Raw genomic sequence first — 25,286 nt, forward strand, 5'->3', positions numbered from 1 at the left:
GCAAATTACCCCTTCCAGGGGTTATCCCAAAGCCACATCCTTTGGGTGTGGATTTTTACTAAAGCGCTCCTTCTCTGATTATCACTTCTTGTTCTGTTTTCCAAACTGTCAAGATAGTTTTCTAATTCGTTAATATTAGAAATTATGAAGAAACCTGCTGGTCTGCCTGTTGTCGCTCCTATTAAATCACCATCAATTTCAATACATTCTTTAATAAGACCACGTAAATGAACTTGATTTACACCAGTAGGATATTCTAATATTTGGGCGAGCCTTGTTGCTCCTATGGTATTTGCTCTACCAATTCCTAAAGAATTTAGCAAAGCATGTCTTTCTTGTTGAGTATAGTTTAAGGGCATTATTTTAATGAAGTTAAGTTTAAAAATTTGTCTTTGTATTTGAAGTCAATTCCACTATCCACTTGAACTAATCCGTTTTTAACTAAGTGAGCATTTATGAAGGTCTTGTTTTTTAAATATAGGTAACACATCAAATTGTTTTCTTTATCATATTTTTGACTATCAAATTTCATAAATACTTTTTGCCCATTTGTTTTATCATATAAAAATTTTTTAGCTGAACCATTCGCGTTTTTGTTCTCTTTAACTCCAATGAGTCTAACAACTAAGTCATTATTTAATCGTATTAGTTCCGGGCTAATAACTTCTTTAACAGTATAGTAATCTTCCCGTTCTCCACTGTTTTTATCTATTTTAGAACCAAATTGTAATTTTTTTGGGTCAATTTTTTTATCAAGATTTTGATAGTCGAGAAAGCGATATGGTAATTTCTCAAATTCCATATTAGCATCAATGTTAATTTCATCTTTAAGGAATTCATAAGTTGTCCCTGCTAAGTCTTTTTGAACAATGTTTAATTTGTCTTTGGCTATTTCAATGAATTCTGAATTTATTTCGTACCCAATTGAATTTCTTTCTAAGTTTTTTGCAGCCAAAGCCGTTGTACCACTACCCATAAATGGGTCTAACACAGTTTCACCTTTAAATGCGAACATTTTAATAAGTCTTTTCGGTAATTCTTCTGGAAACATTGCAATGTGTCCATCTTGTCTTGCTCCTCCAAAATTCCAATGACCTGCAAAATATTCTTTCCACTCTTCTGTTGTCAGCTTAGATTGTTCTTTTATCTCTTTACTTACTTTGGTAGTGGGAGTTCCTAATTTTTTGAAAATTAAAATAAACTCGTAATCAATTGACAAAATTCCGTTTCTAGGTGTTGGAAAACTCCCCATAAGAGAAGCCCCACCTGTTGTATTTGTTGTTGTTTGTTTCTGCCAAATAATTGCTCCCATATAGTCAAATCCAATACTTTCGCAGAATTTGATTATCTCAGTCCGGATGGGAATTACTTTATATCGACCATAATACACAGCTCTTGCAAATTGGTCACCAATATTCACGCATAATCTACAGCCATTATCCAGGACTCTGTAACATTCATTCCAAACAAGGTTCAAGTTATTAATGTATGTTTCATAATCTTCATGATAGCCAATTTGATTTTCTGTTCCGTAGTCTTTTAATTGCCAATATGGAGGAGAAGTGATTATCAAATGCACAGATTTGTCAGGTACAAGATTCATCTGTCGGCTGTCCCCATTTATTATTTTATGATGAGTTTTCATTAGGTTTTATTTTTCACAAAGTTACTCAAATTATCCTTTTTTCTTTGCAAGATTTCCAATATAGCAAGTCTTCTAACCATTACCGCCAACGTTGGGCGGTATGAAAAGTTGCCGATTGCGGGTGATTTCCTGTCAAGTTACACAAAAATTGAAGCGAGCTACAACCCTTGAATGACCTACTTTCCCGGCAATTTTTTATACCGCTTGTGTGCGCGCTGCTTATGCAGGGCGCACACTTGTTGTAAGCTCTGGAAAAAGTTTAAAAATACAAATAAACTTTACATAGTAGCGAAATAACAAGTGTGTATTTTTCCAAAGGGTGTAAGTCCCTATACGCTGGGGTAACGCCCGGAAGTATTAGCAAGTGACAAGCTGGTTGCTGGCGACGGCAGCAGTGAAGGAAGTCAAACGGCAAAATCCGGTACTGACGAACAGAAACGTGATATGAGGCATAGTTATTCGGGTAAGCAAGCACATCATTGTAACGCCCCAAGAATACCAAAAGGGTCACTATGTAGATCACGCAGGCATTGGAGGAAGGGAAAAGCTTTTACCAGGGGAGATCTCACCGTCCACGTGTTGGCTGTGGTGAGAAGTCATCCGGCAGCTGCCGGACATAGTAGCTATCGGTAACGAGCCACGAATAGAAACCGTGGAGGTCTCACCAGATAGTGAAGGACTGAACGTTGGGTTGTCTCGAATTCGATAAGGAGGTCCAAACTTCGAGTTTGCCAGCCTTATCCTAAACAAAGACAGAGGTACTATTGGTGTAAAGAGCGATAGTGTTGATACCTGATGAACCGCCGTGTACGAGACCCGTACGCACGGTGGTGTGAGAGGCGCACTCCGTCAGCTAATTACTGGCGGAGCCGTCTACTCGATTAGGCATATTTTATCTTTCATTAAATCAGTCATTATGAATTTAAGTTTATTAATAATGCCCCGATTACACCTATAAAATTTCCTGACATATGAACTATGATTGCGTAAGAATTATTTTCATATTTTTCTTGATAGTATCCTGCTATCAATCCCAGAATTGTCGTAAATATTACTATTCTAAATAAGAAAGGTCCACTTGCACCTGTTGATATAAGAATTAAATGGGCTAATCCAAAAATAACAGCACTAATTATTACTGGGATACTTAAATTTCGTTTAAATATTATTATTCCTTTTGATTTTAATGGTTTTAAAATATTCATAAGAAAGCCACGAAATAATATTTCTTCGGCAATACTAGCGTAAATAAATATAAAAACAAAAATTTGTAATGGGGTCATTTTAGTCAATAGAGCGTGTGCTTCAACTTTACCTCCTAAAATCTTTGTTAGAACTGTCATGGTTATATTAATAAATATCGTTGCCAATAGTCCAAACAATATTGGTTTTCACTGGTGTCTATTAAAAAATGTTAATTCAATTAGAAGTCCAAATGCAGTTGGCAATCGCTATCATCATAGGCCTTATTTTCCCTCGGAGCCAAGAGTTCTTGAATGGGATCCTTGACCAGCAGGGAATTACCAAGGATACGCATGACCTCCACAACAGGTCTGCCCAGTTTGAGGTCGTGTTCAATAATAGCGACAAGACAGTACGTGATGATGGCGACATGTATCTGTATGCGGACCGCATTCTCGGATTCTCCCCAAAAGGATTTGACACGGAGATGCTGCTTGATCCATTTGAAAAACAGCTCCACCTGCCATCTGTAACGGTAAAGAAGAGCAATTTCATTTGCTTTGAGGTAGAAGTTGTTGGTGTAGTAGGTGAAGGCCCTTCCAAGGTCAGGGGCATAGAATACGATGCGTCTGAGCGAAACCGGATAGTTTCCACTGTTTCGCTTTCCTGTAAACCTAACCGTTTGGTCCCGCAGGACATTGTCATCTCCTTCAAGCATGTCATCTCCTTCCGTAATTTCATAATCAGGGCGGGACTTCTCCCGTATGATGAAGAAAGCTCCGGCCAGCTCAATTGCGTAGAGTCCTGGAGAGATCAAAGTAGCCTCTATCAAACACATAGCAAGCGTGCCGTTCGTATGTAAACCAGTCCATAGACTTGGTGTCATGCACATTTGCATGGCTGATTCTGTAGAAGACCGGTATTTCAGTGGCAATATCAATCTGGGTATGAATCTTGATGCCAGACTTTGTGCTCCTAAACTTTGCCCATCTAAAGACCGACATGCACAGGTCGATGGTAGTGGAATCAATGGCATAGAACCTTCCGTGGAGTTCAAACTCTTTGGTGATACGTTTGGCCTGGGCAATAGACACAATGTAAAAGGCAAACTTCTCAAAGATCCCATGGTCTCTAAGGCTGTTTGCTTTGGAAAGAACGCTTCTGTTGATGGGAACCTTTCCAAACCCGAGGTGAAAAGATCTTTTGGCATGAGCAATAGTGACATCTGTGAGTTCTCTAAGACTATGGCAGCCTATGAGCTGGCCGTACATGATAACCAGCATATGGCTCCAGTAGGATGGTGCCATTCTGACTGTCCTGTCTTTGTGTTTTATTACCAGTCGTTCGAAGTAACGTTTCGGGAGAAACTCCACAATCTGTGCGAAAACATATTTGCCAACGTTCATACTTGTTCCAATTTGTACCTGAGTACAAAGGAACAAATTTCAAAAGGGCGACAAGGTTTTGAAAAGCTAGCATGCTGTGCATAAAACAGATATGAGGCATTTTAACAAAAATTAATAGACACTAGTGATTGGTTTTAATATTTTTTTGAATTGCGGTACTGCAATCCTATAATTCACATACTTTCTCAGACTATAAACAGAAATAATTGAAAGTACCAACATTAAAGAATGTGTCACAAACGAGGAAGAAAAAAAGTCAAGATTCAAGTTTATTTTACTTCCTAAAATTGTAGATATTGCAAATATTACAATAGTAATTATTATTCCGTAAATTATTCGTTCATTTTTTTTCATTTTATAATTTTTTAAGTTCATATCTTATTATTGCGAGAGTCAATTCTTTAAATTATGCCTAACGGTTACGTATATGAAACGTTTGGCATTTCGAAGCACTTTCCTGTCAAGTTATAAGTGCATTTGATACGAGCTGTGCCACTCGATAACCCACTGACTGCCAAATGTTTTATATACGATGTGTGTGCCCTGCATAAGCAGCGCGCACGCTTGTTGTAAGCTGTTGAAAAAGTTTAAAAATACAAATAAACTTTACATAGTAGCAACACAACAAGTGTGTATTTTCCCGGAGGGTGTAAATCCCTTATACGCTGGGGTAACGCCCGGAAGTATTAGCAAGTGGCAAGGTGGTTTTCCGTGAGGAATGCACTGAAGGAAGTCAAACGGCAAAATCCGGTACTGACGAACAGGAATCTGATATGAGGCTATTAAACGAGGATAAGCAAGCACATCATTGTAACGTCCGACGAACGCCAAAATCGTTTTATAGTAGATCAGGCAGGCATTGGAGGAAGGGAAAAGCTTTTACCAGGGGAGATCTCACCGTCCACGTGTTGGCTGTGGTGAGAAGTCATCCGGCAGCTGCCGGACATAGTAGCTGCCGGTAACGAGCCGATGAATGAATCGGAGGACTCACCGAGGTAGTGAAGGGCCGAACATTAAGATGTTCCAAATTCGTCAGGGAGGCATTGCCAGCCCTGTCTTAAGCGGAACAGGGCAACCGAATAAAACGAAAACGGGAATGATTGAACAGGTACTCAACCGGAGGAATATGATGCGTGCTTACCGTCAGGTGGTGTCGAACAAAGGTTCGGCAGGCGTTGATGGTATGCCGGTGAAGGAACTGTATGCCCACCTGACCACTAACAGGGAGCAGATAGAATCCGAAATCCGGCAAGGGAAGTACCAACCACAAGCCATTAAGGGGGTAGAAATACCTAAAAGCAACGGTAAAGTTCGCCTGTTGGGCGTACCTACCGTAACCGACCGGATGCTTCAACAAGCCGTTGGTCAGGTTTTAGCCATCAAATTTGAGATGGAGTTTGAAGATTACAGCTATGGTTTCCGGCCTAACCGCAATGCCCGGCAGGCCGTGTTAAAAGCGCAGGAATACATCAACTCGGGCTATCAGCATATTGTTGATATCGACCTGAAAAGCTTCTTCGATGAAGTAGACCACTGTATTTTACTGCAATTGATCTACAAGAAGGTCAAATGCCCGCTCACGATGCGCCTGATCCGCAAATGGCTGAGAGCCCCGATTCAAATTAACGGGAAACTTGTCAAACGCAGAAAAGGTGTGCCACAGGGAAGCCCGCTTAGCCCGCTGCTGTCCAATATCATGCTACATGAACTGGACAAGGAACTGGAAAAGCAAGGATTTCGCTATGTCCGCTATGCCGATGATTTTAGTGTGTACACCAACAGTAAAACGGCAGCCCGCAAGATTGGCAACAGCATTTTCCTGTTTCTAAAGGATAAGCTGAAACTGCCCATCAACCGGGAGAAAAGCGGCATCCGTAGACCTGTAAACTTCAAGGTGCTGGGATACGGATTCGTACCCACTTACCGAAAAGGGGAGAAAGGCAAATACCAACTGGTGGCAAGCGAAAAGAGTTGGAAATCACTCAAAGAAAAGCTGAAAACGATCATCCGAAAAACCACCCCGATGAGCTTTGACGAGCGCATCCAAAAGCTCAAAGAAGTCTCCCAGGGTTGGCTCAATTACTTCCGAATGGCCAGTATTCAGGTCAAACTGAAGGATATTGACGGGTGGCTGAGGAGTCGCCTGCAGTACTGTATCTGGCATCATTGGAAAAAGCCGGAACGGAAACGAAAGAACCTGATCCGGTTGGGTGTTTCACCCGAACAGGCCTACCAATGGAGCCGCTCGCGAATGGGGGGATGGGCTATTGCCCAAAGCCCGATTCTGGGAACGACCATTACCCTGGAACGATTGCGGAAGAGAGGTTATCAGGCGTTGCTCCCGTATTACGAGAAAGTTGCCTTATCCGGCAGTTGCCGGAAACCGCTGTATACGAGACCCGTACGTACAGTGGTGTGAGAGGCTCTCCCCGTCAGCTAATTACTGGCGGGGCAGTCTACTCGATTATAGCCATGTTATAGCCATGTGCTTTGTTTCCTGTTTGTCAATTTACTCTTTACTTATTTTTGAAATATTTATGTATTAGCTCCATTAATATTTCTTTTACGATGGGTTTTGAAATATAATCATTGCATCCTGCTTCTATTGCCTTTTTCCTGTCGCTAATTAGCGAAAAAGCTGTTTGTGCAATGATGACCACGTCTTTGTTAAATTGCCGGATTTGACGCGTGGTTTCGTATCCATCCATGTTAAGCATTTTAATATCCATCAAAACCAAATCTATGTCAGGATTATTACGGCAAGCTTGAACCGCTTCAACGCCGCTTCTTGCCTGTAAAATTTCGTCGCTAATTTTATGGACTGCTATGGCAATGAACCTTGCCGATGTGTCATCGTCCTCAACAATTAAAATTTTGAGTCCCGAAACTTCGAGGTTAATCTGATTCTCAGTACCGGCTTCTGAGATAATATTATTAAGGCCTGTTTTTTCGTCATGTCCAGCATTATACGGAATGGTAAAATAAAACGTTGTACCTTTCCCTTCTTCACTTTCAACCCAAATTTTGCCGCCCAGCATTTTCACATAAGCTTTAGTGATTGACAAACCCAGCCCTGCACCCTGATACGCCATTTTATCGGCGATATCAGCCTGGATAAACCGTTCAAATATGGCTTCCTGCCTGTCTTTGGGAACCCCGATGCCTGTGTCCTTCACGAAAAATTCCAATTCTGCGGGTTTGCTGTCCGTTTTTAGTCGATACCCAAATTCTATTGACCCTTCATTGGTATATTTAATGGCATTTTTAACGAGGTTAGTCAGGATTGCATAGAGTTTCTCGCGATCCGTTTTAATTACGGCCTCTTTCGAAGCCAAAGATTTTTTAAAGAAAAGTTGCATTCCTTTTTGTTCAACCTCGGGTTTAAAGAAGATATAAATGTATTCAATTTGTTTATTTACATTCGTTTCAACAAACCGAACTTCCATCTGTCCCGATTCTATTTTAGAAATATCAACAATATCATTGATGATATTGAGCATGCGGGTACCGCTTCTCTCCATTATTTTAATATACTCCTGCTGCTGCTTGCCAGTAAAATTAGGCTCTTTCAATAAGTTGGCAAAGCCTAAAATGCCATTCATTGGGGTCCTTATTTCATGCGACATATTGGCAAGAAAAGCCGATTTCAGGCGGTCGCTTTCCTCTGCTTTTTCTTTGGCCTTGATGAGTTCCTGCTCTGCAAGTTTACGGTCGGTGATATCGCGAATGAATGCAATAAATTGTTTTTTGGAATACAAAAAACCCATACTGACTTCGACATCGAAAACATGGCCGTCTTTTGCTTTGTTTTTGCTCTCAAAATGATCTGTACCGGTTTTGATAACTTTTTGTACGCGTTCGGCAATATCTTCCGGCGTATCAATTGCTTCAATATCGGTAACCGAAAGATTTAATAATTCTTCTTGGGTGTATCCTGACATACCGCAATAGGCATCGTTTACATCCAAGAGTTTCCCTTTTTCATCTACAATCATAAATCCGAATAGGCCGGTTGATTTTATCATGCTGTATTGCTCTATATATTCTTCCATTGCCTTTTCCACCCGCTTGTGCTCTTTTCGCCGTTCTACCTCTTCCAAAGCGCGCCTGACCGCAAGGGCGAGCCTGCGCAAATCTTTATGCACATAATCGGTAGCTCCCTGTTTAAGCAATTCAACCGCGTTTTCTTCACCAATGATGCCGGAAACAATAATAAAAGGAATATCGGGATATTTTTTTTGTTTGATGCGGAAAGCGGCGACCCCGTCAAAAGTAGGAAGATAATAATCGGACAGTATGATATCCGGTTTAAAGCTGTCGAGGGCGCTCTCATAAGATTCACGGGTTTGGACAATTTCCGACGTAAACCTGAACCCTGATTTTTTTAGCTCGCGTTGAACCAAGTCCGCGTCATACGGATTATCTTCAAGGATAAGTATTTTCAAATTGTCATTCATGATTTTAAGGTATTTGAATACACATTGTTAATGAGTATCTGGTTGGCAATATTTTTGGCATATTGTCCATTATCGCGGAGGTTGATTAAATATCATCCAGTACAATCCCAGTTCGGAAACCGATTTAACGAACTGTTCAAACTGTACGGGCTTCACCACATAACTGTTCACTCCCACACGATAACATTCCTGAATATCGGGGTCTTCTTTGGAGGAAGTGAGCACTACGACAGGGATTTTTTTTGTGCGCTCATCTGCTTTTATTTTTTTCAGCACCTCAATGCCGTTTACTTTCGGCATTTTTAAATCTAACAATATCACTTTGGGGACATTCTCAACTTTGCGGCCGGTATAATTTCCCTCCGCGAATATGAAATCTATTGCCTCCGCACCATCTTTCAGGTGAACCAATTTGTTTGCCAGATTATTTTTTTTCAATGCGCGGATGGTTAATTCCGCATCGTTCATGTTGTCTTCTATCAAAAGAATTTCTATTTCGTGATTCATAGTTTTTTTTATTTTATTGATTACACAGATTTTTTCGGCAACGAAAAATAAAATGTCGCTCCTTCGTTCACTTTTCCTTCCGCCCAGCTTCTGCCTTTGTGCCTGGAAATTATTCGTTGCACTATCGCCAGTCCCACTCCCGTTCCTTCAAACTCATCCGGCGAATGCAGGCGCTGAAACACGCCAAATAATTTATCCGCGTATCGCATATCGAAACCTGCCCCGTTATCCTTCACCGAAAAAATAATTTCACCGTTCTTTTCTTCCGATAATATTTCCACAACAGGATGTTCTTTCTTTGAAGAGTACTTAACCGCGTTTGAAATAAGGTTAAACATTACCTGACGAAGCAAACCGTAATCAGCTTTCGCTTCATGCAGTTTGCCAACCTTTATTGTTGCGTTATGTGACATTGATTTATTCAGTTCAACCATCACCCCTTCTACCATCTTATTCATATCAATTTCCGTCATCTGAATCTCTTTCCGCCCAAGCCGTGAGAACGAAAGCAGGTCATCAATCAGGGTTCCCATTCTTGTGGCATTATCGCGGATAATTTCTATAATGCGTTTCCCCTCATCATCCAATTTGGTCCCATAATCTTCATTGAGTATTTCGGCATAGCCGTTTATCGCGCGAAGCGGCGCCCGCAAATCGTGAGACACAGAATAGCTGAATGATTCCAACTCCTGATTTATATTTTTCAATTCTTCATTCAACTCGAACAGGGTAATCTCTTGTTGATGTTTATTAATAAAAAATTTAACTTTATTAATTAATATTTCGGGCTGAAAAGGTTTGGTGATAAAGCTGAATGCCCCTTTTTCATATCCTTTAAAAACATCCAGGTTCTCTGTATAAACCGCGGAGATAAATATAAAAGGCAGGTGCATGGTTTTTTCGTCTTCACGCAATATGCCGGCCAGTTCGTAACCATCCATTTCCGGCATCTGAATATCCAATAATGCCAAAGCAAAATCGTGGTGCAAGGTTGCTTTTAGCGCCTCATTGCCGCTGGTGGCTTCTACCAGTTCTATGTCCAAATCTTTTAGAACAGTTCGTAAAGCGACTAAATTTCCCGGTTTGTCGTCCACGATCAGTATTTTGGGTTTTGCGTTCATATTTAATACTTTCTATATTAAGGCTCCTATTTACTCAACCATACCCGCATTAACGACAGTAATCGTTCTACATCAACAGGTTTTGAGATGTACTCGTTGGCGCCCGCGTCGATACACTTTTGTTTGTCGTCCTTCATGGCCTTCGCCGTGAGTGCAATTATGGGTAGATTCCTGAATTTTTCCTGAGACCTTATTTGTTTCATTGCTTCGTAACCATCCATTTCCGGCATCATAATATCCATCAACACCAAATCAATGTCAGTATGCATCTCCAGCATCTCCAGCGCGTTTCTGCCATTTTCCGCTTTTATTATTTCCATTCCGCGTTCTTTTAATATTTTTGACAATGCAAATACATTTCGCATATCATCATCTGCCAATAATATTTTTTTGGAATGAAAAACAGCTTCTTCATTGTACAAATTATTGATGATCACTTGTTTTGATTCCGGTAAATTACTGATTGCCCTATGAAGGAAAAGGGAGGTTTCATCCAACAATCGCTCTTCAGACTTTACGCCTTTTATAATTATGCTCTCCGCATGTTTCTGAAGCTCGTTGTTTTCTTCTTTGGTCAGCTCCTTGCCGGTGTAAATGATAATGGGCGGAATGTTACGGTCCTTTATATTCTCCAGTTTATGGATAAGGTCAAATCCGCTCATGTCCGGCAGACCAAGATCCAGCACAATGCAATCGAAACGATTTTCCTTGTACATAGTCAGGGCTTCCTCCCCGGTTCCTGCTTCAAAACATTTTACGTCGCTATTCCCAATAAGTTTACGCATGGCTTTTCTGGAATTTTCATCGTCTTCAATAATCAACAGATTTTTCATTTTTCTGTTGACAAAATTTTCGATTCTGCTAAATGCATCTTCCAAATCTTTTTTATCCACCGGTTTCATCAAATATTCAATGGCCCCTTCTTTGATTGTGTCCAATGAGCGTTCACTGACAGAAATAATATGCACCGGTATGTGCCTTACGTCCGGATTTGCTTTTAATTCATGCAATACGTTGTGTCCGTCGATGCCCGGCAGTTCCATATCGAGAATAATCGCATTCGGTACGTATTTTAACGCGAGCACCAAACCATCTTCCCCGGTTGCCGCCGACAGACATTTGAATCCTTTTTTGTTGGCTTGCTTTAAAAGGATAGCGGCAAATTGCAGATCGTCTTCAATCACGAGCACTGTTTTGTCGTCTTTGGTTATGGTATCTCTGTCATCTTCCAAAGCGGGATAATTCAGGTATTCTGAATTGCTGTCAGCGCGTGCTTTGTACAAAACCGGTTCCTTCAATGCGCTTGTTTGAACATGCTCATGACCATGATGGATTTCCATCGGAAGAATGATTGAAAAGGTAGATCCCTCGTTTAACTTGCTGCTCAACTTAATTTCAGCGCCTAATAATTTTGCGAGTTCCTGCGAAATGGAAAGCCCCAAACCGGTGCCTCCATACTTTCTGGAAGTTCCCCCGTCAGCTTGCTGAAAAGCTTCAAATACGGTCATTTGATTTTCCTCCTTTATTCCAATGCCCGTATCGGAAACGGAAATAATCACGGTGTTTTCCGTATGCCGGGAAATACTGAAGTCTATACTTCCTTTTTCGGTGAATTTTATGGCATTGGATAAAAAATTCTTCAGTATTTGGTTTAGCCGTTGTGGGTCGGTACGAATAGATTCCGGTAATGCCGCATCCAGCTTTGAAGTCAGTTTCAACCCTTTTTGTTCGGCATGGCGCTTAAAATCACGAAGCAGCCCATCTGTGAAATTTTGTAAAGAAACCCTTTCGATATTGACAGACATTTTGCCGGCTTCTATCTTGGAGAGGTCCAGGACTTCATTAATCAATATCAATAAGTCATGCCCGCTTTTATAAATAATTTCGGCACTCTCAACCTGGTCCTGGTCCAGGTTTTTCTTTTTATTTTCCGATAAATCTTTCGACAAGATAAGCAAACTGTTAAGCGGTGTCCGTAACTCATGCGACATGTTCGAAAGAAATTCCGATTTATATTTACTGCTGATTTCCAGTTGTTTTGTTTTTTGCTCAATGTCGTATCTGGCAGCTTCCACTTCTTTGTTCTTCATTTCCAACGATTGGGTTTGTTCCTCCAACTCTTCATTGGTCATTTGCAATTCCTCCTGTTGCCGTTTCAGGTTTTGTGTTTGCTCCTCCAGTTCTTCATTCATTTGTTTCAGTTCTTCCTGCTGCGTTTGAAGTTCCTCACTCTGCACCTGCGTTTCTTCAAGCAATTCCTGAATTTGTTTCCGGGCAATGGCCGAATTAACGCTAATGGCAATACTTTCCATGGAAGCATTGATAAATTCTTTTTCCGTTTCGTTAAAATCAGTTAGCCGGCCTATTTCTATTACACCAAGTGTTTTGCCTTCAAGCAGAAAAGGGGTAATGAGCAAATGTTTAGGCCTGGCATTCAGCACAGACGAAGTGATGCGTAGTTGTTCGTCTGTAACATCTGTTAAAGAAATTTGTTTTTGTTCCCGTGCCGCCAGTCCGATTTGCCCTTCATTCAGTGCAAATTTTTCTTTAATGCCTTTTGGCGATGAAAAGGCATATTGTCCGCTAAGCATCAGTACATTTTCTCTATCGTTAAAAAGATAGACCGCTCCAATATTTGCTTTTAGGTAAGCGCATAAAAAACTGACGGTGTTGCTTGCCAGTTCCTCTATGTTTTGGTCGCCAATTAATTTTTCGTTGAGCTGATTTTGACCTGCAGTAAGCCAATTGTGCTTTTCGTTTGCAGCGGTTGTTTCGCGCAACGATTGTGTCATTTTCCTTAAGGCATTGCCTAAAATATCTTTGTCTGAGCGGGGTGTCAGGCCAACTGCATAATTACCGGAAGCAACGCTGTTGGCATTTTCGGTTACCTCGCGGAAACTTTCATTGATATTGATCAATGAGTTGAAAATCGGTTTCAGTTCATCTTTGGTTTTATCTTCCAATTTCTCGGTTGCAAACTCACGACTGGCAATTTTTTCAGCTTCTTTTGCAATAAAGGAAATCCTTTTGGTAATTCCCTGGATAATCCAGTAGGAGATGATAATTGCTATAATGATGCTTGCAACGATTAAGGCGATAATTAAACTTAAAGCAGCATTATAAGATGCATTATTCTCTGCTTTGTTATCTTGCATACTTTTCTCATTTTTATCAATAAGTTTTCCTAACTGACTAATCGCGGCATCCCTCACTTTTGCGCCCCTGTCAACTGAAATTTTATAGGCTTGTTCGTTTTCGCCTTTTATTGCCAGCAAAAGAATGTTATCGAGGTCGGGTTTATAATCCGCCCAAAGAACTTTAAATTCGTTCAGGATTTTTTTTCCTTCTTCACTCGATATTTCTTCCAGCTCGGTTGTTTTTTTCTCAACAACATCTAAAGCGTCATAAAGCCTGTTTTTATAATAATCCTTTTGAACAGCTTCTTTTTCCATGATAATATTTTTTTCGTGCCGGGCAGCTTCCAGCACGCCAACCATTAATTCGTTTGACAAAACGATTCTATTGGCTGTTACATCAACAATATTTTGAAGCCGTTCGTTGGATTCGGAATATTTGCCGACCATGAAAAACAACATAGAAATAAGTACCGCTAAAATAACAGTAAAACCTGCGAGTAATTTGTTTTTGATTGTTAAGTTCATACGATTATTCTTTTTGTTTGTCAATTTTTATCAGTAAGTCCGTTATCTCCTCCATGGATAAATATAATCCGGTGTAACAGCAGCTATGGCTGATGTGGGCATATAAGCCGATTCGGCTGTTTTCGGATCCTGAACAATGGCTAAACCACCGCATTCTTTTATTCGTTTTATGCCTTTTGCCCCGTCATGGTTAAAGCCTGTAAGCACCACGCCAATCAATTTGTTTTTATAGGCTTCGGCAGCCGATTCGAATAGGATTACAATTGCATCGTACTGCATAATTGTTCAATACTTTTTTTTAAATATACGCTGTTTCTTATCCAACTCAGTGTATTTCTCATACAAATCCGTAAAGCGCAATCCTTCTTTTGCGCCCAAACATAAAATGCCGCCATTAATAAGGCTGTCATAAAAAAGTTTTTGTGTTTTATTCTGCAATTCCCTTTCAAAGTAGATAAGTACATTTCTGCACAATATCAAATGTACTTCCGCGAATACGCTGTCCGTAACCAAATTATGGTTTGCCCAAACAATATTTTTTTTCAAGGATTGATTCATGATTACATGGTCATAATTCGATGTATAATAATCCGAAAAAGATTCTTTTCCCCCTGACAATTGATAATTGGCTGTGTATTCTTTCATTAATTTGTTTGAAAAAATCCCTTCTTTTGCACTATTCAAAGCCCGCTGGTTAAAATCTGTGGCATAGATCGTAGTTCTGTCATACAAGCCTTCTTCCTGCATAATGATGGCCGTTGAATAGGCCTCTTCCCCCGTGGAACAGCCGGCATGCCATATTTTAATAAAAGGATAGGTTCTTAAAACAGGGATAACATTTTCCCGTAACGACCTGTAAAAGCCCGGGTCACGGAACATTTCGGTCACTGTTATGGAAAGATCCTGCAAGATCCTGGAAGCAAATTCTTCGTCATTCAGAACCTTAGACGGCATTTGAGAAATATCCTCTAATCCAGACATCAGCATTCTGTTCATGATCCTTCTCTTGATGTGTGCCTCTGAATATTGCCGGAAATCATAGCCGTATTTTTGATATATAGCTTCCAATAGTATTGAAATATCCGGTTCCGATGTGTTTTTATCCCTCATTTTGCAAAGTAACTATTTTATTTTCTGTTGTTTGTTATATTATCAATTAGGAACTTGCTGTTTATTTGTCGCACTCAGCATTGGCTATACCGCGTGTGTGCGCCCTGCATAAGCAGCGCGCACACTTGTTGTAAGCTGTTGAAAAAGTTTAAAAATACAAATAAACTTTACATAGTAGCAGGGCAAACGCATTTAAAAAAGTTTGGTTTAAGCCATAAGCTCCTGCCGAGGAGCTTGGTTTCCTCATAACTCTTCATTATGTTTGAATGATTAATATTTTTGAAAGGCGGGTTTTGCATGTTGTAAATGGCCCGCCTTTCGTTTTGCTAATATACTAAATATCTGTTTATTAGTTACATGATTGGATAAAAAATTTGCCAGTTTTGCTATATTAATAAGAAGACAGAAGAACAAATTTCAGAAGCATGGAAGAGTTCGCTTTTCCACCAGATTTTCAGCAAGGTGAGCGAACCAAGAAGGACAAACAGGGGTAATTTCCGGCACCAGTTGCATGACATCCTGTTGCTGGTACTGTCCGCCGTTTTGTGCGGAATGGACGAATGGGAGGAAATCGCGGACTTTGGCCTGGAACAGCAGCATTGGTTGCGCAAGTACGGCTCTTTTGTTTATGGCATTCCCTCGCACGACACGCTTAACCGGGTTTTTTCGGCCATTGACCCAGTTGAGTTTTCGGCCTGTTTTTCCCAGTGGGCCAACAGTTTGCGGGCTCAATGCGACCAGGAGGTGGTTGCTATTGATGGCAAGCGCATGTGCAACTCCCATTATTTAACCAATCCGGCGATACACATGGTCTCTGCTTTCGCCACCCAAAACGGGCTGTGCCTGGGACAGGTAGCCACTCAGGAGAAAAGCAACGAGATCACGGCCATTCCCCAACTGCTTTCTCTCCTGGATGTCAAAGGGTGCATCGTGACCATTGATGCAATGGGCTGCCAAAAGAACATTGCCTCGAAAATATTAAAACAGGGGGCCGATTATATTCTTGCAGTCAAAGGCAACCAGCCGTCGCTCGAAGAAGGTATTCTGGATACAATCCGGTTCAATAAATCCATCAGTTCCGATGTAGATGTTGATTGCGGGCATGGCCGGATCGAAACCCGCGAATGCTCTGCGTACAGCAACCTTGAGATGATCGAAGGCGCGGATCAATGGGAAGGGCTGAAAACAATTTTCCGGATCGATTCTCAAAGGGTTATCAAGTCAACCGGAGAAACTTCCCGGCAAACAAGATATTACATATCAAGTCTGGAAGCCCAGGCAAAACAGTTCAACACCTGGACACGCAACCACTGGGCTATCGAGAACAACCTGCATTGGACTTTGGATGTAGTCTTTGGCGAAGATCAATCCAGAAAAAGAAAAGGTTATGCCGCCCAGAATTTTAACACCATACGAAAAACAGTCATGGCTTTGCTGGTAAACGAGCAACATTGGAAAGCCAGCAAAAAGAGAAAAAGATCAAAAGCTTTACAGAACGAAAAATACAGGGAAACTTTACTCAAAATTTAAATGCGTTTGCCCTGTACATAGTAGCGAAATAACAAGTGTGTATTTTTCCAAAGGGTGTAAGTCCCTATACGCTGGGGTAACGCCCGGAAGTATTAGCAAGTGACAAGCTGGTTGCTGGCGACGGCAGCAGTGAAGGAAGTCAAACGGCAAGATCCGGTACTGACGAACAGAAACGTGATATGAGGCATAGTTATTCGGGTAAGCAAGCACATCATTGTAACGCCCCAAGAATACCAAAAGGGTCACTATGTAGATCACGCAGGCATTGGAGGAAGGGAAAAGCTTTTACCAGGGGAGATCTCACCGTCCACGTGTTGGCTGTGGTGAGAAGTCAGCAGAGGTCATAGTAGCTATCGGTAACGAGCCACGAATAGAAACCGTGGAGGTCTCACCAGATAGTGAAGGACTGAACGTTGGGTTGTCTCGAATTCGATAAGGAGGTCCAAACTTCGAGTTTGCCAGCCTTATCCTAAACAAAGACAGAGGTACTATTGGTGTAAAGAGCGATAGTGTTGATACCTGATGAACCGCCGTGTACGAGACCCGTACGCACGGTGGTGTGAGAGGCGCACTCCGTCAGCTAATTACTGGCGGAGCCGTCTACTCGATTATGGGCTGGTTTTATTTGTTCTGTTGAATAAGTGCAGCATTAACCGCATCTTGATCTAATTTATTCCAAGCACCTGTCGCTGCATCTATAATTACTGGAATAAATCCACCTAAAACGTCCAATACTATCCAACCAGCACCAACTTTTGTATTTACAACTCTTGTAACAGATTCATAACCATCCTTCCTGAATTCAATAGTATAGGATTTGTCAGCCTTTAAACTTAATTCTACGGGTGTCGTTCCCATTTTAAATCCGTTTACATATACTTCTGCACCGTGAGGTTCTGAACTAACTGCAAGTGGATGAGTTTTTGGCGCAAAAAGTGTTGCGCAACCTGTAATCAAAATAGTCAATGTTAGAATTGATGTGATTGTTAAGATAATTTTCTTCATTTTTTTATCCTTTAAAGTTTCCTACTCGTAAGGTTTTTCGGATTCACCTCGTTTTTTAGAGTGGTCGCTGAACTCCACTAATTTTATAAAATACTTTCTGTCAATCAATTTAAATTTCAAGAAGAGTCAAAAGTCGGTGGTTCTCTTGTCTGTGTCAATCCGTTGTGTTTTTCTTTAAACTTGCCCATAACGGTTGCTAGTTGGTTGCGGTTGGGAGTTTGAAACTGCTTACTTGTCCCACGGTAGTAAAGCTGCCAAAAAGTGTTAAGAACTCCAAATACGTCATCAACCCAACTGCAATTAACTAGCTGTGTGCGCCCTGCATAAGCAGCGCGCACACTTGTTGTAAGCTGTTGAAAAAGTTTAAAAATACAAATAAACTTTACATAGTAGCAAATAACAAGTGTGTATTTTTCCAAAGGGTGTAAGTCCCTATACGCTGGGGTAACGCCCGGAAGTATTAGCAAGTGACAAGCTGGTTGCTGGCGACGGCAGCAGTGAAGGAAGTCAAACGGCAAAATCCGGTACTGACGAACAGAAACGTGATATGAGGCATAGTTATTCGGGTAAGCAAGCACATCATTGTAACGTAAGCATTCGGCGTAATACATATTGCCAGCCAGAGGATCTCGCCGTTTCTTTGATGGAAAAAAATGAGGATGACACGATCAACATTTGAGAAGCTCTTCCAGGAGTATCAGGAGTCGGGCTTGAACGTAAAGGACTTTTGTTCCAACCAGGGCTTTGCCCCTTCCACATTCTACTACTGGAAGAAACAATTGGGTGAGATGTCGCGGCATCAGCCCGGGAGTTTTGTTCCGCTGGTCTTTGATTCCAACTTACCGGTTGCCAGTCGGCGGACAATCCAGGCTCCCATCAATAGTTCCGGTATCCCAGGCAATCAGGCTCCCATCGAGTTTGTGTTTCCCAACGGTACAAAAATGATGATAAGAGATAAGGCCGATATGCATTTGCTAAAAGCAATTGTTCACCTGTTTGATTAGAGCCGGATGTTTCATTTACATGGTAAGCTAAAGTACTTTCTTTATCCGGCACCGGTGGATATGCGCAAAAGCTTTTACACCCTCAGTGGCATAGTAAGCTCGGTCATGAAACGCGATGTTCAAAGCGGTGAGGTTTTCATTTTTGTCAACCGAAGACTCACCATCATGAAGATTCTGCACCTGGAGCACGGTGGCTTGGTTATCTATCACAAGAAGCTTGAAAGTGGGGTTTTTAAGCTTCCCACCTTCGGTGAAGCCCTCACATCTCAGTCCATTGATTGGCACGATTTAATGATGATTGTAAAAAATGTGAAGCCTAAAAAAAGGCTCTTGAAAAAGCGACAAAGCGAAGCACTTTTTTAGTTTTTTTCAGGCACCAAAAATTGGCTGAAAGCCTTGATTTTACTATCTTTACGCTCATAATCAAACAGTGGTAAATGAGCGATTTTGCAACCGGTAAAGATGTGTTAATCCAGGAGCTTCTTCAGGAACGTGATGAGCTGTTCCAGGAGCTTTCCCGGTTGCGAAAAGTCGATAACGGGGCCTTGGAAGCCCTGGAGTCCAAAAATCAGAAATTAGAGGTTGTCGTAGCTCAAAAAGACCAGCAAATCCATAAGCTTACCGATCAGCTGGCCTGGTTTCGCCACAAGTTTTTTGGGAAATCCAGCGAAAAGCATATTGCAGAAGATCCCAATCAAAGAAAGATTGACTGGGATGGCCTGGATGTACTTTCTGAAGAACAGATCGCCATAAAAGATGCAGAGAAAGAGTTAATCGAGTATGAACGGCGCAAGCCTGAAAGAGAGAAAAAGAACGCTGTTCGCCAGCCGCTTCCAGACCACCTCAGGCGGGAGATAGAAGTCATAGAGCCCGAAGGAGTCCAGGATAACTGGGTACGCATTGGCGAGGAAGTAACAGAAATACTTGAACACAAACCCGGCGAGATTTATGTACGCCGGATAGAACGCCCAAAATACGCCGTAAAGCAATCAGCAGGAGAAGAAAATATTACGAATGAACAGGACCGGAAGGAAAACCCGGCTATCCGTATTGCATCCATGCCACTATTGCCTTTACCCCGAAGCAATGCCGGCCCTTCGTTGTTGGCCGAGCTGATGATGAACAAATATTTTTACCACCTGCCTTTTCATCGTCAGATTGCCATATTAAAGATGGTCGGGGTAAGATTGCCCGCATCAACCGTTAATGGTTGGTTCCAGGGCAGCAGCGATTTACTTCGGGCGCTTTATCTTCGCTTAAAAGAACTCATTCTGGCATCCGACTACATCCAGGTTGATGAAAGCACCATCCCGGTTATCAATAACGAAAAGCACAAAGCCAGTAAAGCTTACCTGTGGATGGTCCGCTCGGTAATGGACAACCTTGTTTTCTTTCACTACGATAAAGGCTCCCGGGCCGGGAAAGTAGTGGTTGATCTTTTGAAAAATTACCAGGGAGCTGTTCAAACCGACGGTTATCAGGCATACTCAATCTATGAGCAAAAGAAAGGTGTTTTGCTCCTGGGTTGCTGGGCGCATGCGCGCCGCAAATTCTCCGAAAGTCTTCCCGAAGACAAAGCCGGAGCAGGGTATGCATTGGCACAAATAGCCAAACTCTATCAAGTTGAAGAAATGGCCACTGACCAGGAAATGGATTTCCGGCAAAGAGCTGAACTTCGAAAACGGCTGGCCTATCCAATTATGCGTGCCTTTGAAAAATGGATTGAAGGATATTACCCTAAAGCGCTGCCGGGTGGTAGAATGGGCAAAGCGCTGGCTTATACCTACAATCTTTTTATGCGTCTGTCCCGCTATCATTTGGATGGCCGCTACCTGCCTGACAACAACCTGGCCGAAAATGCCATCAGGCCACTGGCCGTAGGAAGAAAGGGGTATTTGTTTTGTGGCAATCATGAGTCGGCAGAGAATGCTGCCATCATGTATTCCCTGCTGGGGTGCTGTAAAGCCAGTGATGTGAATCCCCGGGAATGGTTGACCGATGTATTTACCAGAATCTCATTGTACAACAACAACTACGATTTAGACTTGGCCGACCTTTTGCCACACCGTTGGAAAAAATCCAACAAATGCCAGAGTTTTTCAGAAAACTCCAACTAATTCCAAGAGATTCCAGTAGAACTTAGAAAATTCCAAATCTCAGGCTGGTATCCCCGGTCTAAGAGAAAATTCAGTATACGTGGCAGGCCGAATGCTTACATTGTAACGCCCCAAGAATACCAAAAGGGTCACTATGTAGATCACGCAGGCATTGGAGGAAGGGAAAAGCTTTTACCAGGGGAGATCTCACCGTCCACGTGTTGGCTGTGGTGAGAAGTCAGCAGAGGTCATAGTAGCTATCGGTAACGAGCCACGAATAGAAACCGTGGAGGTCTCACCAGATAGTGAAGGACTGAACGTTGGGTTGTCTCGAATTCGATAAGGAGGTCCAAACTTCGAGTTTGCCAGCCTTATCCTAAACAAAGACAGAGGTACTATTGGTGTAAAGAGCGATAGTGTTGATACCTGATGAACCGCCGTGTACGAGACCCGTACGCACGGTGGTGTGAGAGGCGCACTCCGTCAGCTAATTACTGGCGGAGCCGTCTACTCGATTAGGGGCTGGTGTTCTATCTTTTGTTATTTTTTTGTCCAAATTTCTTAAATTGTTTATTAACCGAATAAGTTTGTCTGAATATAAGTTGTTTTTTTAACTGATTGCTTTTTCTGCATTATTTTAGTTACTATTTCGGAAATATTTTCTTGTGTTATGATTGTAATGTCTTTTTGTTCCTTGATAAGGTCTCTATTTAAATCAAACATTGGATTATTTTCGTCAAGAATTTTGTCATACATTACAGCTCTTTGAATATTATATTCTTTTGCATAATTCATTGCTAAACGAGCTCCACTGTCAAGTTTTTGCCCACGCAAATGTTCGTTTCCCTTACGTTCAGAAGAATTTTGAGCGTAACTTGCAGCTAATACTATTGTGTCGCAAAATAATGCTTGTAAGCGGTCTCGTTCTTTATAACGACTGCTTAATTCCATTTGACTTTTAAAATCGTTGCCATATTCAGTTATAAGTAGACCGCCTTCTTCTACGATTTGATATGCTAAACCTTTGTTCCTTGCTGGCAAAATATTATTAAGAGGACTTGGCAAAATTGCAACTGTTTTTCCATTTGAGTCTAAAGCCTGTTGGTGAGAAATACTATCACAGCCAAAAGCTAAACCACTTATTATGGTTGCGCCATTCTTAATAAACTGAGCAACAATCTTTCGCTCTCTTTCAATTATATCGCCTTCAGGATTTAAAAGTCCAATTACAGTAATGTTCTTATTGTCAATGCTCAATAAATCAATATTCCCTTTATAATAAAGAAAAACAGGTTGTTCACTTTCTTTTACATTGCCACGATATTGAGGAAAATTACTGTCGCCATAAGCAACAATACCATCACAACATTCTTCAAATTTTTCAACGAGTTTTATTTCAAAATCCTTTTTTAGACTTTCAAACTCTGCTATTGTGATTTTTTCTTCAATTTTATTATTTAGCAAAGAAACTATGGCATCAACACTTTCATTGCCTTTCAAGTTCTTCACAATCCAAGCATTACCAATACCTTTAAAGTATTTGGCTGTTAGAATATTTAGTGAGTTATCAGTATATTTCATTTTGCTAATTTTAAAAGGTTATTGATTTCTTGGTACGGTTTTTCCAATAGAGTAAAAAGTAACAGAGTTAGCTCCTTTGTCTAGTAATGCTTGAATGGCGTCTTCATCAATGTTTACAGTCTTTGTATATAAATCATCAATGAGTAAAATGTTTTTACCATTTCACTAGTGTCTATTAATTTTTGTTAAAATGCCTCATATCTGTTTTATGCACAGCATGCTAGCTTTTCAAAACCTTGTCGCCCTTTTGAAATTTGTTCCTTTGTACTCAGGTACAAATTGGAACAAGTATGAACGTTGGCAAATATGTTTTCGCACAGATTGTGGAGTTTCTCCCGAAACGTTACTTCGAACGACTGGTAATAAAACACAAAGACAGGACAGTCAGAATGGCACCATCCTACTGGAGCCATATGCTGGTTATCATGTACGGCCAGCTCATAGGCTGCCATAGTCTTAGAGAACTCACAGATGTCACTATTGCTCATGCCAAAAGATCTTTTCACCTCGGGTTTGGAAAGGTTCCCATCAACAGAAGCGTTCTTTCCAAAGCAAACAGCCTTAGAGACCATGGGATCTTTGAGAAGTTTGCCTTTTACATTGTGTCTATTGCCCAGGCCAAACGTATCACCAAAGAGTTTGAACTCCACGGAAGGTTCTATGCCATTGATTCCACTACCATCGACCTGTGCATGTCGGTCTTTAGATGGGCAAAGTTTAGGAGCACAAAGTCTGGCATCAAGATTCATACCCAGATTGATATTGCCACTGAAATACCGGTCTTCTACAGAATCAGCCATGCAAATGTGCATGACACCAAGTCTATGGACTGGTTTACATACGAACGGCACGCTTGCTATGTGTTTGATAGAGGCTACTTTGATCTCTCCAGACTCTACGCAATTGAGCTGGCCGGAGCTTTCTTCATCATACGGGAGAAGTCCCGCCCTGATTATGAAATTACGGAAGGAGATGACATGCTTGAAGGAGATGACAATGTCCTGCGGGACCAAACGGTTAGGTTTACAGGAAAGCGAAACAGTGGAAACTATCCGGTTTCGCTCAGACGCATCGTATTCTATGCCCCTGACCTTGGAAGGGCCTTCACCTACTACACCAACAACTTCTACCTCAAAGCAAATGAAATTGCTCTTCTTTACCGTTACAGATGGCAGGTGGAGCTGTTTTTCAAATGGATCAAGCAGCATCTCCGTGTCAAATCCTTTTGGGGAGAATCCGAGAATGCGGTCCGCATACAGATACATGTCGCCATCATCACGTACTGTCTTGTCGCTATTATTGAACACGACCTCAAACTGGGCAGACCTGTTGTGGAGGTCATGCGTATCCTTGGTAATTCCCTGCTGGTCAAGGATCCCATTCAAGAACTCTTGGCTCCGAGGGAAAATAAGGCCTATGATGATAGCGATTGCCAACTGCATTTGGACTTCTAATTGAATTAACATTTTTTAATAGACACCAGTGTTACCATTTACTTTTTCAGAAATTGTGCAGGTATCTTTTGTTATTCCGGGATATGGTAAGTTTCCGTCTCCACCTTCACCTTTTCTGTCTAAATGCGTTGTTCTTGTGTTTGTATGACGAATAATGTAATTTGTTCCATTGTCGAAATTCGGCAACTTATCCACAACTAAACTAATGATTTCTCTGAACAGAAGTTGGTCTTTTCTATAATGACTTTCTGCTTTTGAACGTGGAATAGCACAAACGGTAAGATTGCTTTGTTTTGTTATTTGTAATATTTGAGGTAAATCTTGATGTAAAATTTTACTAAATGAAAGTGCAGCATTTTGTATTCGGTCAGGAAATGGGTCAACATCATTTTTTAAAGTCCAAATCAAATTCTCAATACTATTGGGGATTTGCCACGAACCACCACCATTATAATCAGCGTGATAAAATGCATTTGTATCCTGTTTGAGAAATGTCCCAATCAACCTAATTTCATTAGAATCATTTACAAAAAATCCCGTGTTCATAGCTCTACCTCTTCGTTTTTCGCCAATTAGATTTCGGAAATTGGCTTCTCTTTCTTGTGGGATTGTATACCATTGCTCTTCTGATATGATTGTAAAATTTTGCATTTCTTTATAGATATAATGGGTTAATAATTGAAATACCTGCTTTTTGAGCGTCTGCAATTTCGCTTTCTTCATTTTCAAAAGCGATAACGAAATTGGGCGGAACGCCCAATTTTGAAATTGCGTTTTGAAATTTATTTATTTTTTGGTCATTTTCGCCAAACTCTCTACAAAAAATATCGCTGAATTTGTCTGCAAGACCGAAGTGCTTTAATGTTGTCATTGCTCGGTCTTTTCGGCAATTTGAAACTAAGACAGTCTTATTTGTTTTTGAATACTTGATAAGTATTTCTACGGTTGCTGTGTTAATTTTGGTTTCGTGTAAAAAGTCGTTGTAGTATTTTTCCTTTTCTTGGACTATTTTTTCATATTCTGATGTACTTAAATTCGGAACTGTGCTTTTCAATTTACTCCGATTAAAACGATTAGCAAAATCAAAAGTTAGATTATGGTCTGAATTTGTTACAGATAGTATTGCTTTCTTGTATGCAAGAAAATTTGCGAAGTTTGTATCAACCAAAGTGCCGTCCATATCAAAGAATAATATAGTATCAGGTGTAATCTTGAACTTTATGTTTTGTATTACTTCTTCATTTGTCTGTTCCATTTTACAATCCTGTCTTTGGTGTGTCTTACACTTGCCCCTAACGGTCGAGGCTAAAAGCTGGCGGGCATTTCGGAGCACATCACTGTCAACCTGCTATAAAGTTTATTAGTTGCAATACCTTTCAAATTGGCACTATCCGCCCGCTTGATTTTAGCCTTTGTGTGCGCCCTGCATAAGCAGCGCGCACACTTGTTGTAAGCTCTGGAAAAAGTTTAAAAATACAAATAAACTTTACATAGTAGCGAAATAACAAGTGTGTATTTTTCCAAAG

The 25,286-nt window shown here is 41.0% G+C and carries 21 protein-coding genes; 6 read left to right on the top strand and 15 right to left on the bottom strand.

Going from position 1 to position 25,286, the window contains the following annotated elements:
- Positions 1 to 5: 5 nt before the first annotated feature.
- The 5 genes from AC6H3C_RS09515 to AC6H3C_RS09535 all read right to left on the bottom strand — a co-directional run bounded on the left by AC6H3C_RS09515 (position 6) and on the right by AC6H3C_RS09535 (position 4,233).
- Positions 6 to 359, bottom strand: coding sequence for a hypothetical protein (locus AC6H3C_RS09515; protein WP_497520540.1), 354 nt, complete (start codon positions 357 to 359; stop codon positions 6 to 8).
- Positions 359 to 1,645 carry a DNA methyltransferase gene (locus AC6H3C_RS09520; protein WP_497520541.1) on the bottom strand — a complete coding sequence of 429 codons (1,287 nt, stop codon included), beginning with the start codon at positions 1,643 to 1,645 and terminating at the stop codon, positions 359 to 361. The genes AC6H3C_RS09515 and AC6H3C_RS09520 overlap by 1 nt, the downstream gene beginning before the upstream one ends.
- Before the next feature lie 914 nt (positions 1,646 to 2,559).
- Entirely contained in the window at positions 2,560 to 2,988 is a 429-nt protein-coding gene (locus tag AC6H3C_RS09525; protein ID WP_497520542.1) for a CPBP family intramembrane glutamic endopeptidase, read from the bottom strand.
- 80 nt (positions 2,989 to 3,068) lie between these two features.
- Positions 3,069 to 3,644: a transposase gene (locus tag AC6H3C_RS09530; RefSeq protein ID WP_497517312.1), complete on the bottom strand. Its 576-nt coding sequence runs from the start codon at positions 3,642 to 3,644 to the stop codon at positions 3,069 to 3,071.
- A complete protein-coding gene (locus AC6H3C_RS09535) occupies positions 3,616 to 4,233 on the bottom strand; it encodes a DUF4372 domain-containing protein (RefSeq protein WP_497517310.1) in 618 nt (205 codons plus the stop codon). Before AC6H3C_RS09535 ends, AC6H3C_RS09530 begins: the two co-directional genes overlap by 29 nt.
- 1,018 nt (positions 4,234 to 5,251) lie before the next feature.
- On the opposite strand from AC6H3C_RS09535, the gene ltrA reads away from it, so the two are divergent.
- A complete protein-coding gene (ltrA, locus tag AC6H3C_RS09540; protein WP_497520543.1) occupies positions 5,252 to 6,652 on the top strand; it encodes a group II intron reverse transcriptase/maturase in 1,401 nt (466 codons plus the stop codon).
- A gap of 97 nt (positions 6,653 to 6,749) precedes the next feature.
- Here the strand turns inward: ltrA and AC6H3C_RS09545 are convergent, their stop codons facing one another.
- The 6 genes from AC6H3C_RS09545 to AC6H3C_RS09570 form a co-directional block, all read right to left on the bottom strand.
- Positions 6,750 to 8,690: a hybrid sensor histidine kinase/response regulator gene (locus tag AC6H3C_RS09545; RefSeq protein WP_497520544.1), complete on the bottom strand. Its 1,941-nt coding sequence runs from the start codon at positions 8,688 to 8,690 to the stop codon at positions 6,750 to 6,752.
- Between the two features lie 69 nt (positions 8,691 to 8,759).
- Positions 8,760 to 9,197: a response regulator gene (locus AC6H3C_RS09550; RefSeq protein WP_497520545.1), complete on the bottom strand. Its 438-nt coding sequence runs from the start codon at positions 9,195 to 9,197 to the stop codon at positions 8,760 to 8,762.
- Positions 9,198 to 9,217: 20 nt separating this feature from the next.
- Positions 9,218 to 10,318: a sensor histidine kinase gene (locus AC6H3C_RS09555; RefSeq protein ID WP_497520546.1), complete on the bottom strand. Its 1,101-nt coding sequence runs from the start codon at positions 10,316 to 10,318 to the stop codon at positions 9,218 to 9,220.
- 26 nt (positions 10,319 to 10,344) lie between these two features.
- Positions 10,345 to 13,980 (bottom strand): response regulator, encoded by a 3,636-nt coding sequence (locus AC6H3C_RS09560; protein WP_497520548.1) that lies wholly within the window; start codon positions 13,978 to 13,980, stop codon positions 10,345 to 10,347.
- Positions 13,981 to 14,022: 42 nt separating this feature from the next.
- The gene (locus tag AC6H3C_RS09565; RefSeq protein ID WP_497520549.1) at positions 14,023 to 14,259 is read right to left on the bottom strand and encodes a chemotaxis protein CheB; all 237 of its coding nucleotides are present in this window, start codon (positions 14,257 to 14,259) and stop codon (positions 14,023 to 14,025) included.
- Between the two features lie 6 nt (positions 14,260 to 14,265).
- Positions 14,266 to 15,090, bottom strand: coding sequence for a CheR family methyltransferase (locus AC6H3C_RS09570; RefSeq protein WP_497520550.1), 825 nt, complete (start codon positions 15,088 to 15,090; stop codon positions 14,266 to 14,268).
- Positions 15,091 to 15,540: 450 nt separating this feature from the next.
- Here AC6H3C_RS09570 and AC6H3C_RS09575 point away from each other — a divergent pair, with 450 nt between their 5' ends.
- Complete coding sequence (locus tag AC6H3C_RS09575; RefSeq protein WP_497521258.1) at positions 15,541 to 16,620, top strand: ISAs1 family transposase; 1,080 nt, start codon at positions 15,541 to 15,543, stop codon at positions 16,618 to 16,620.
- A 621-nt stretch (positions 16,621 to 17,241) separates the two neighbouring features.
- Here AC6H3C_RS09575 and AC6H3C_RS09580 read toward each other — a convergent pair.
- Positions 17,242 to 17,625, bottom strand: coding sequence for a PEGA domain-containing protein (locus AC6H3C_RS09580; protein WP_497516759.1), 384 nt, complete (start codon positions 17,623 to 17,625; stop codon positions 17,242 to 17,244).
- Positions 17,626 to 18,284: 659 nt separating this feature from the next.
- Between AC6H3C_RS09580 and tnpA the strand changes: the two genes are divergently transcribed.
- The 3 genes from tnpA (at position 18,285) to tnpC (ending at position 20,746) form a co-directional block, all read left to right on the top strand.
- Complete coding sequence (gene tnpA / locus AC6H3C_RS09585) at positions 18,285 to 18,629, top strand: IS66 family insertion sequence element accessory protein TnpA (RefSeq protein ID WP_497516023.1); 345 nt, start codon at positions 18,285 to 18,287, stop codon at positions 18,627 to 18,629.
- Between the two features lie 6 nt (positions 18,630 to 18,635).
- Complete coding sequence (tnpB, locus tag AC6H3C_RS09590) at positions 18,636 to 18,992, top strand: IS66 family insertion sequence element accessory protein TnpB (protein WP_497515904.1); 357 nt, start codon at positions 18,636 to 18,638, stop codon at positions 18,990 to 18,992.
- A 74-nt stretch (positions 18,993 to 19,066) separates the two neighbouring features.
- Complete coding sequence (tnpC, locus tag AC6H3C_RS09595) at positions 19,067 to 20,746, top strand: IS66 family transposase (RefSeq protein ID WP_497515906.1); 1,680 nt, start codon at positions 19,067 to 19,069, stop codon at positions 20,744 to 20,746.
- Positions 20,747 to 21,298: 552 nt separating this feature from the next.
- On the opposite strand, the gene AC6H3C_RS09600 is transcribed toward tnpC, so the two are convergent.
- Entirely contained in the window at positions 21,299 to 22,306 is a 1,008-nt protein-coding gene (locus AC6H3C_RS09600; protein ID WP_497520551.1) for a DNA-processing protein DprA, read from the bottom strand.
- Positions 22,307 to 22,596: 290 nt separating this feature from the next.
- Here AC6H3C_RS09600 and AC6H3C_RS09605 point away from each other — a divergent pair, with 290 nt between their 5' ends.
- The gene (locus AC6H3C_RS09605; protein WP_497515873.1) at positions 22,597 to 23,760 is read left to right on the top strand and encodes an IS4 family transposase; all 1,164 of its coding nucleotides are present in this window, start codon (positions 22,597 to 22,599) and stop codon (positions 23,758 to 23,760) included.
- A 15-nt stretch (positions 23,761 to 23,775) separates the two neighbouring features.
- Here AC6H3C_RS09605 and AC6H3C_RS09610 read toward each other — a convergent pair whose 3' ends face one another.
- Together AC6H3C_RS09610 and AC6H3C_RS09615 are read right to left on the bottom strand one after the other, a co-directional pair.
- On the bottom strand, positions 23,776 to 24,483 hold the full coding sequence (locus AC6H3C_RS09610) for a hypothetical protein (protein WP_497520552.1): 708 nt from the start codon (positions 24,481 to 24,483) through the stop codon (positions 23,776 to 23,778).
- Positions 24,416 to 25,015 carry an HAD hydrolase-like protein gene (locus tag AC6H3C_RS09615; RefSeq protein ID WP_497520553.1) on the bottom strand — a complete coding sequence of 200 codons (600 nt, stop codon included), beginning with the start codon at positions 25,013 to 25,015 and terminating at the stop codon, positions 24,416 to 24,418. The genes AC6H3C_RS09610 and AC6H3C_RS09615 overlap by 68 nt, the downstream gene beginning before the upstream one ends.
- Between the last annotated feature and the right edge of the window lie 271 nt (positions 25,016 to 25,286).

It is taken from the genome of Gaoshiqia sp. US2, from assembly GCF_059705485.1.

Coding starts and splice junctions, on each gene's coding strand:
- AC6H3C_RS09515 (WP_497520540.1), bottom strand. CDS start 359: ATGCCCTTAAACTATACTCAACAAGAAAGACATGCTTTGCTAAATTCT.
- AC6H3C_RS09520 (WP_497520541.1), bottom strand. CDS start 1,645: ATGAAAACTCATCATAAAATAATAAATGGGGACAGCCGACAGATGAAT.
- AC6H3C_RS09525 (WP_497520542.1), bottom strand. CDS start 2,988: ATGACAGTTCTAACAAAGATTTTAGGAGGTAAAGTTGAAGCACACGCT.
- AC6H3C_RS09535 (WP_497517310.1), bottom strand. CDS start 4,233: ATGAACGTTGGCAAATATGTTTTCGCACAGATTGTGGAGTTTCTCCCG.
- ltrA (WP_497520543.1), top strand. CDS start 5,252: ATGTTCCAAATTCGTCAGGGAGGCATTGCCAGCCCTGTCTTAAGCGGA.
- AC6H3C_RS09545 (WP_497520544.1), bottom strand. CDS start 8,690: ATGAATGACAATTTGAAAATACTTATCCTTGAAGATAATCCGTATGAC.
- AC6H3C_RS09550 (WP_497520545.1), bottom strand. CDS start 9,197: ATGAATCACGAAATAGAAATTCTTTTGATAGAAGACAACATGAACGAT.
- AC6H3C_RS09555 (WP_497520546.1), bottom strand. CDS start 10,318: ATGAACGCAAAACCCAAAATACTGATCGTGGACGACAAACCGGGAAAT.
- AC6H3C_RS09560 (WP_497520548.1), bottom strand. CDS start 13,980: ATGAACTTAACAATCAAAAACAAATTACTCGCAGGTTTTACTGTTATT.
- AC6H3C_RS09565 (WP_497520549.1), bottom strand. CDS start 14,259: ATGCAGTACGATGCAATTGTAATCCTATTCGAATCGGCTGCCGAAGCC.
- AC6H3C_RS09570 (WP_497520550.1), bottom strand. CDS start 15,090: ATGAGGGATAAAAACACATCGGAACCGGATATTTCAATACTATTGGAA.
- AC6H3C_RS09580 (WP_497516759.1), bottom strand. CDS start 17,625: ATGAAGAAAATTATCTTAACAATCACATCAATTCTAACATTGACTATT.
- tnpA (WP_497516023.1), top strand. CDS start 18,285: ATGACACGATCAACATTTGAGAAGCTCTTCCAGGAGTATCAGGAGTCG.
- tnpB (WP_497515904.1), top strand. CDS start 18,636: ATGTTTCATTTACATGGTAAGCTAAAGTACTTTCTTTATCCGGCACCG.
- tnpC (WP_497515906.1), top strand. CDS start 19,067: ATGAGCGATTTTGCAACCGGTAAAGATGTGTTAATCCAGGAGCTTCTT.
- AC6H3C_RS09600 (WP_497520551.1), bottom strand. CDS start 22,306: ATGAAATATACTGATAACTCACTAAATATTCTAACAGCCAAATACTTT.
- AC6H3C_RS09605 (WP_497515873.1), top strand. CDS start 22,597: ATGAACGTTGGCAAATATGTTTTCGCACAGATTGTGGAGTTTCTCCCG.
- AC6H3C_RS09610 (WP_497520552.1), bottom strand. CDS start 24,483: ATGAAGAAAGCGAAATTGCAGACGCTCAAAAAGCAGGTATTTCAATTA.
- AC6H3C_RS09615 (WP_497520553.1), bottom strand. CDS start 25,015: ATGGAACAGACAAATGAAGAAGTAATACAAAACATAAAGTTCAAGATT.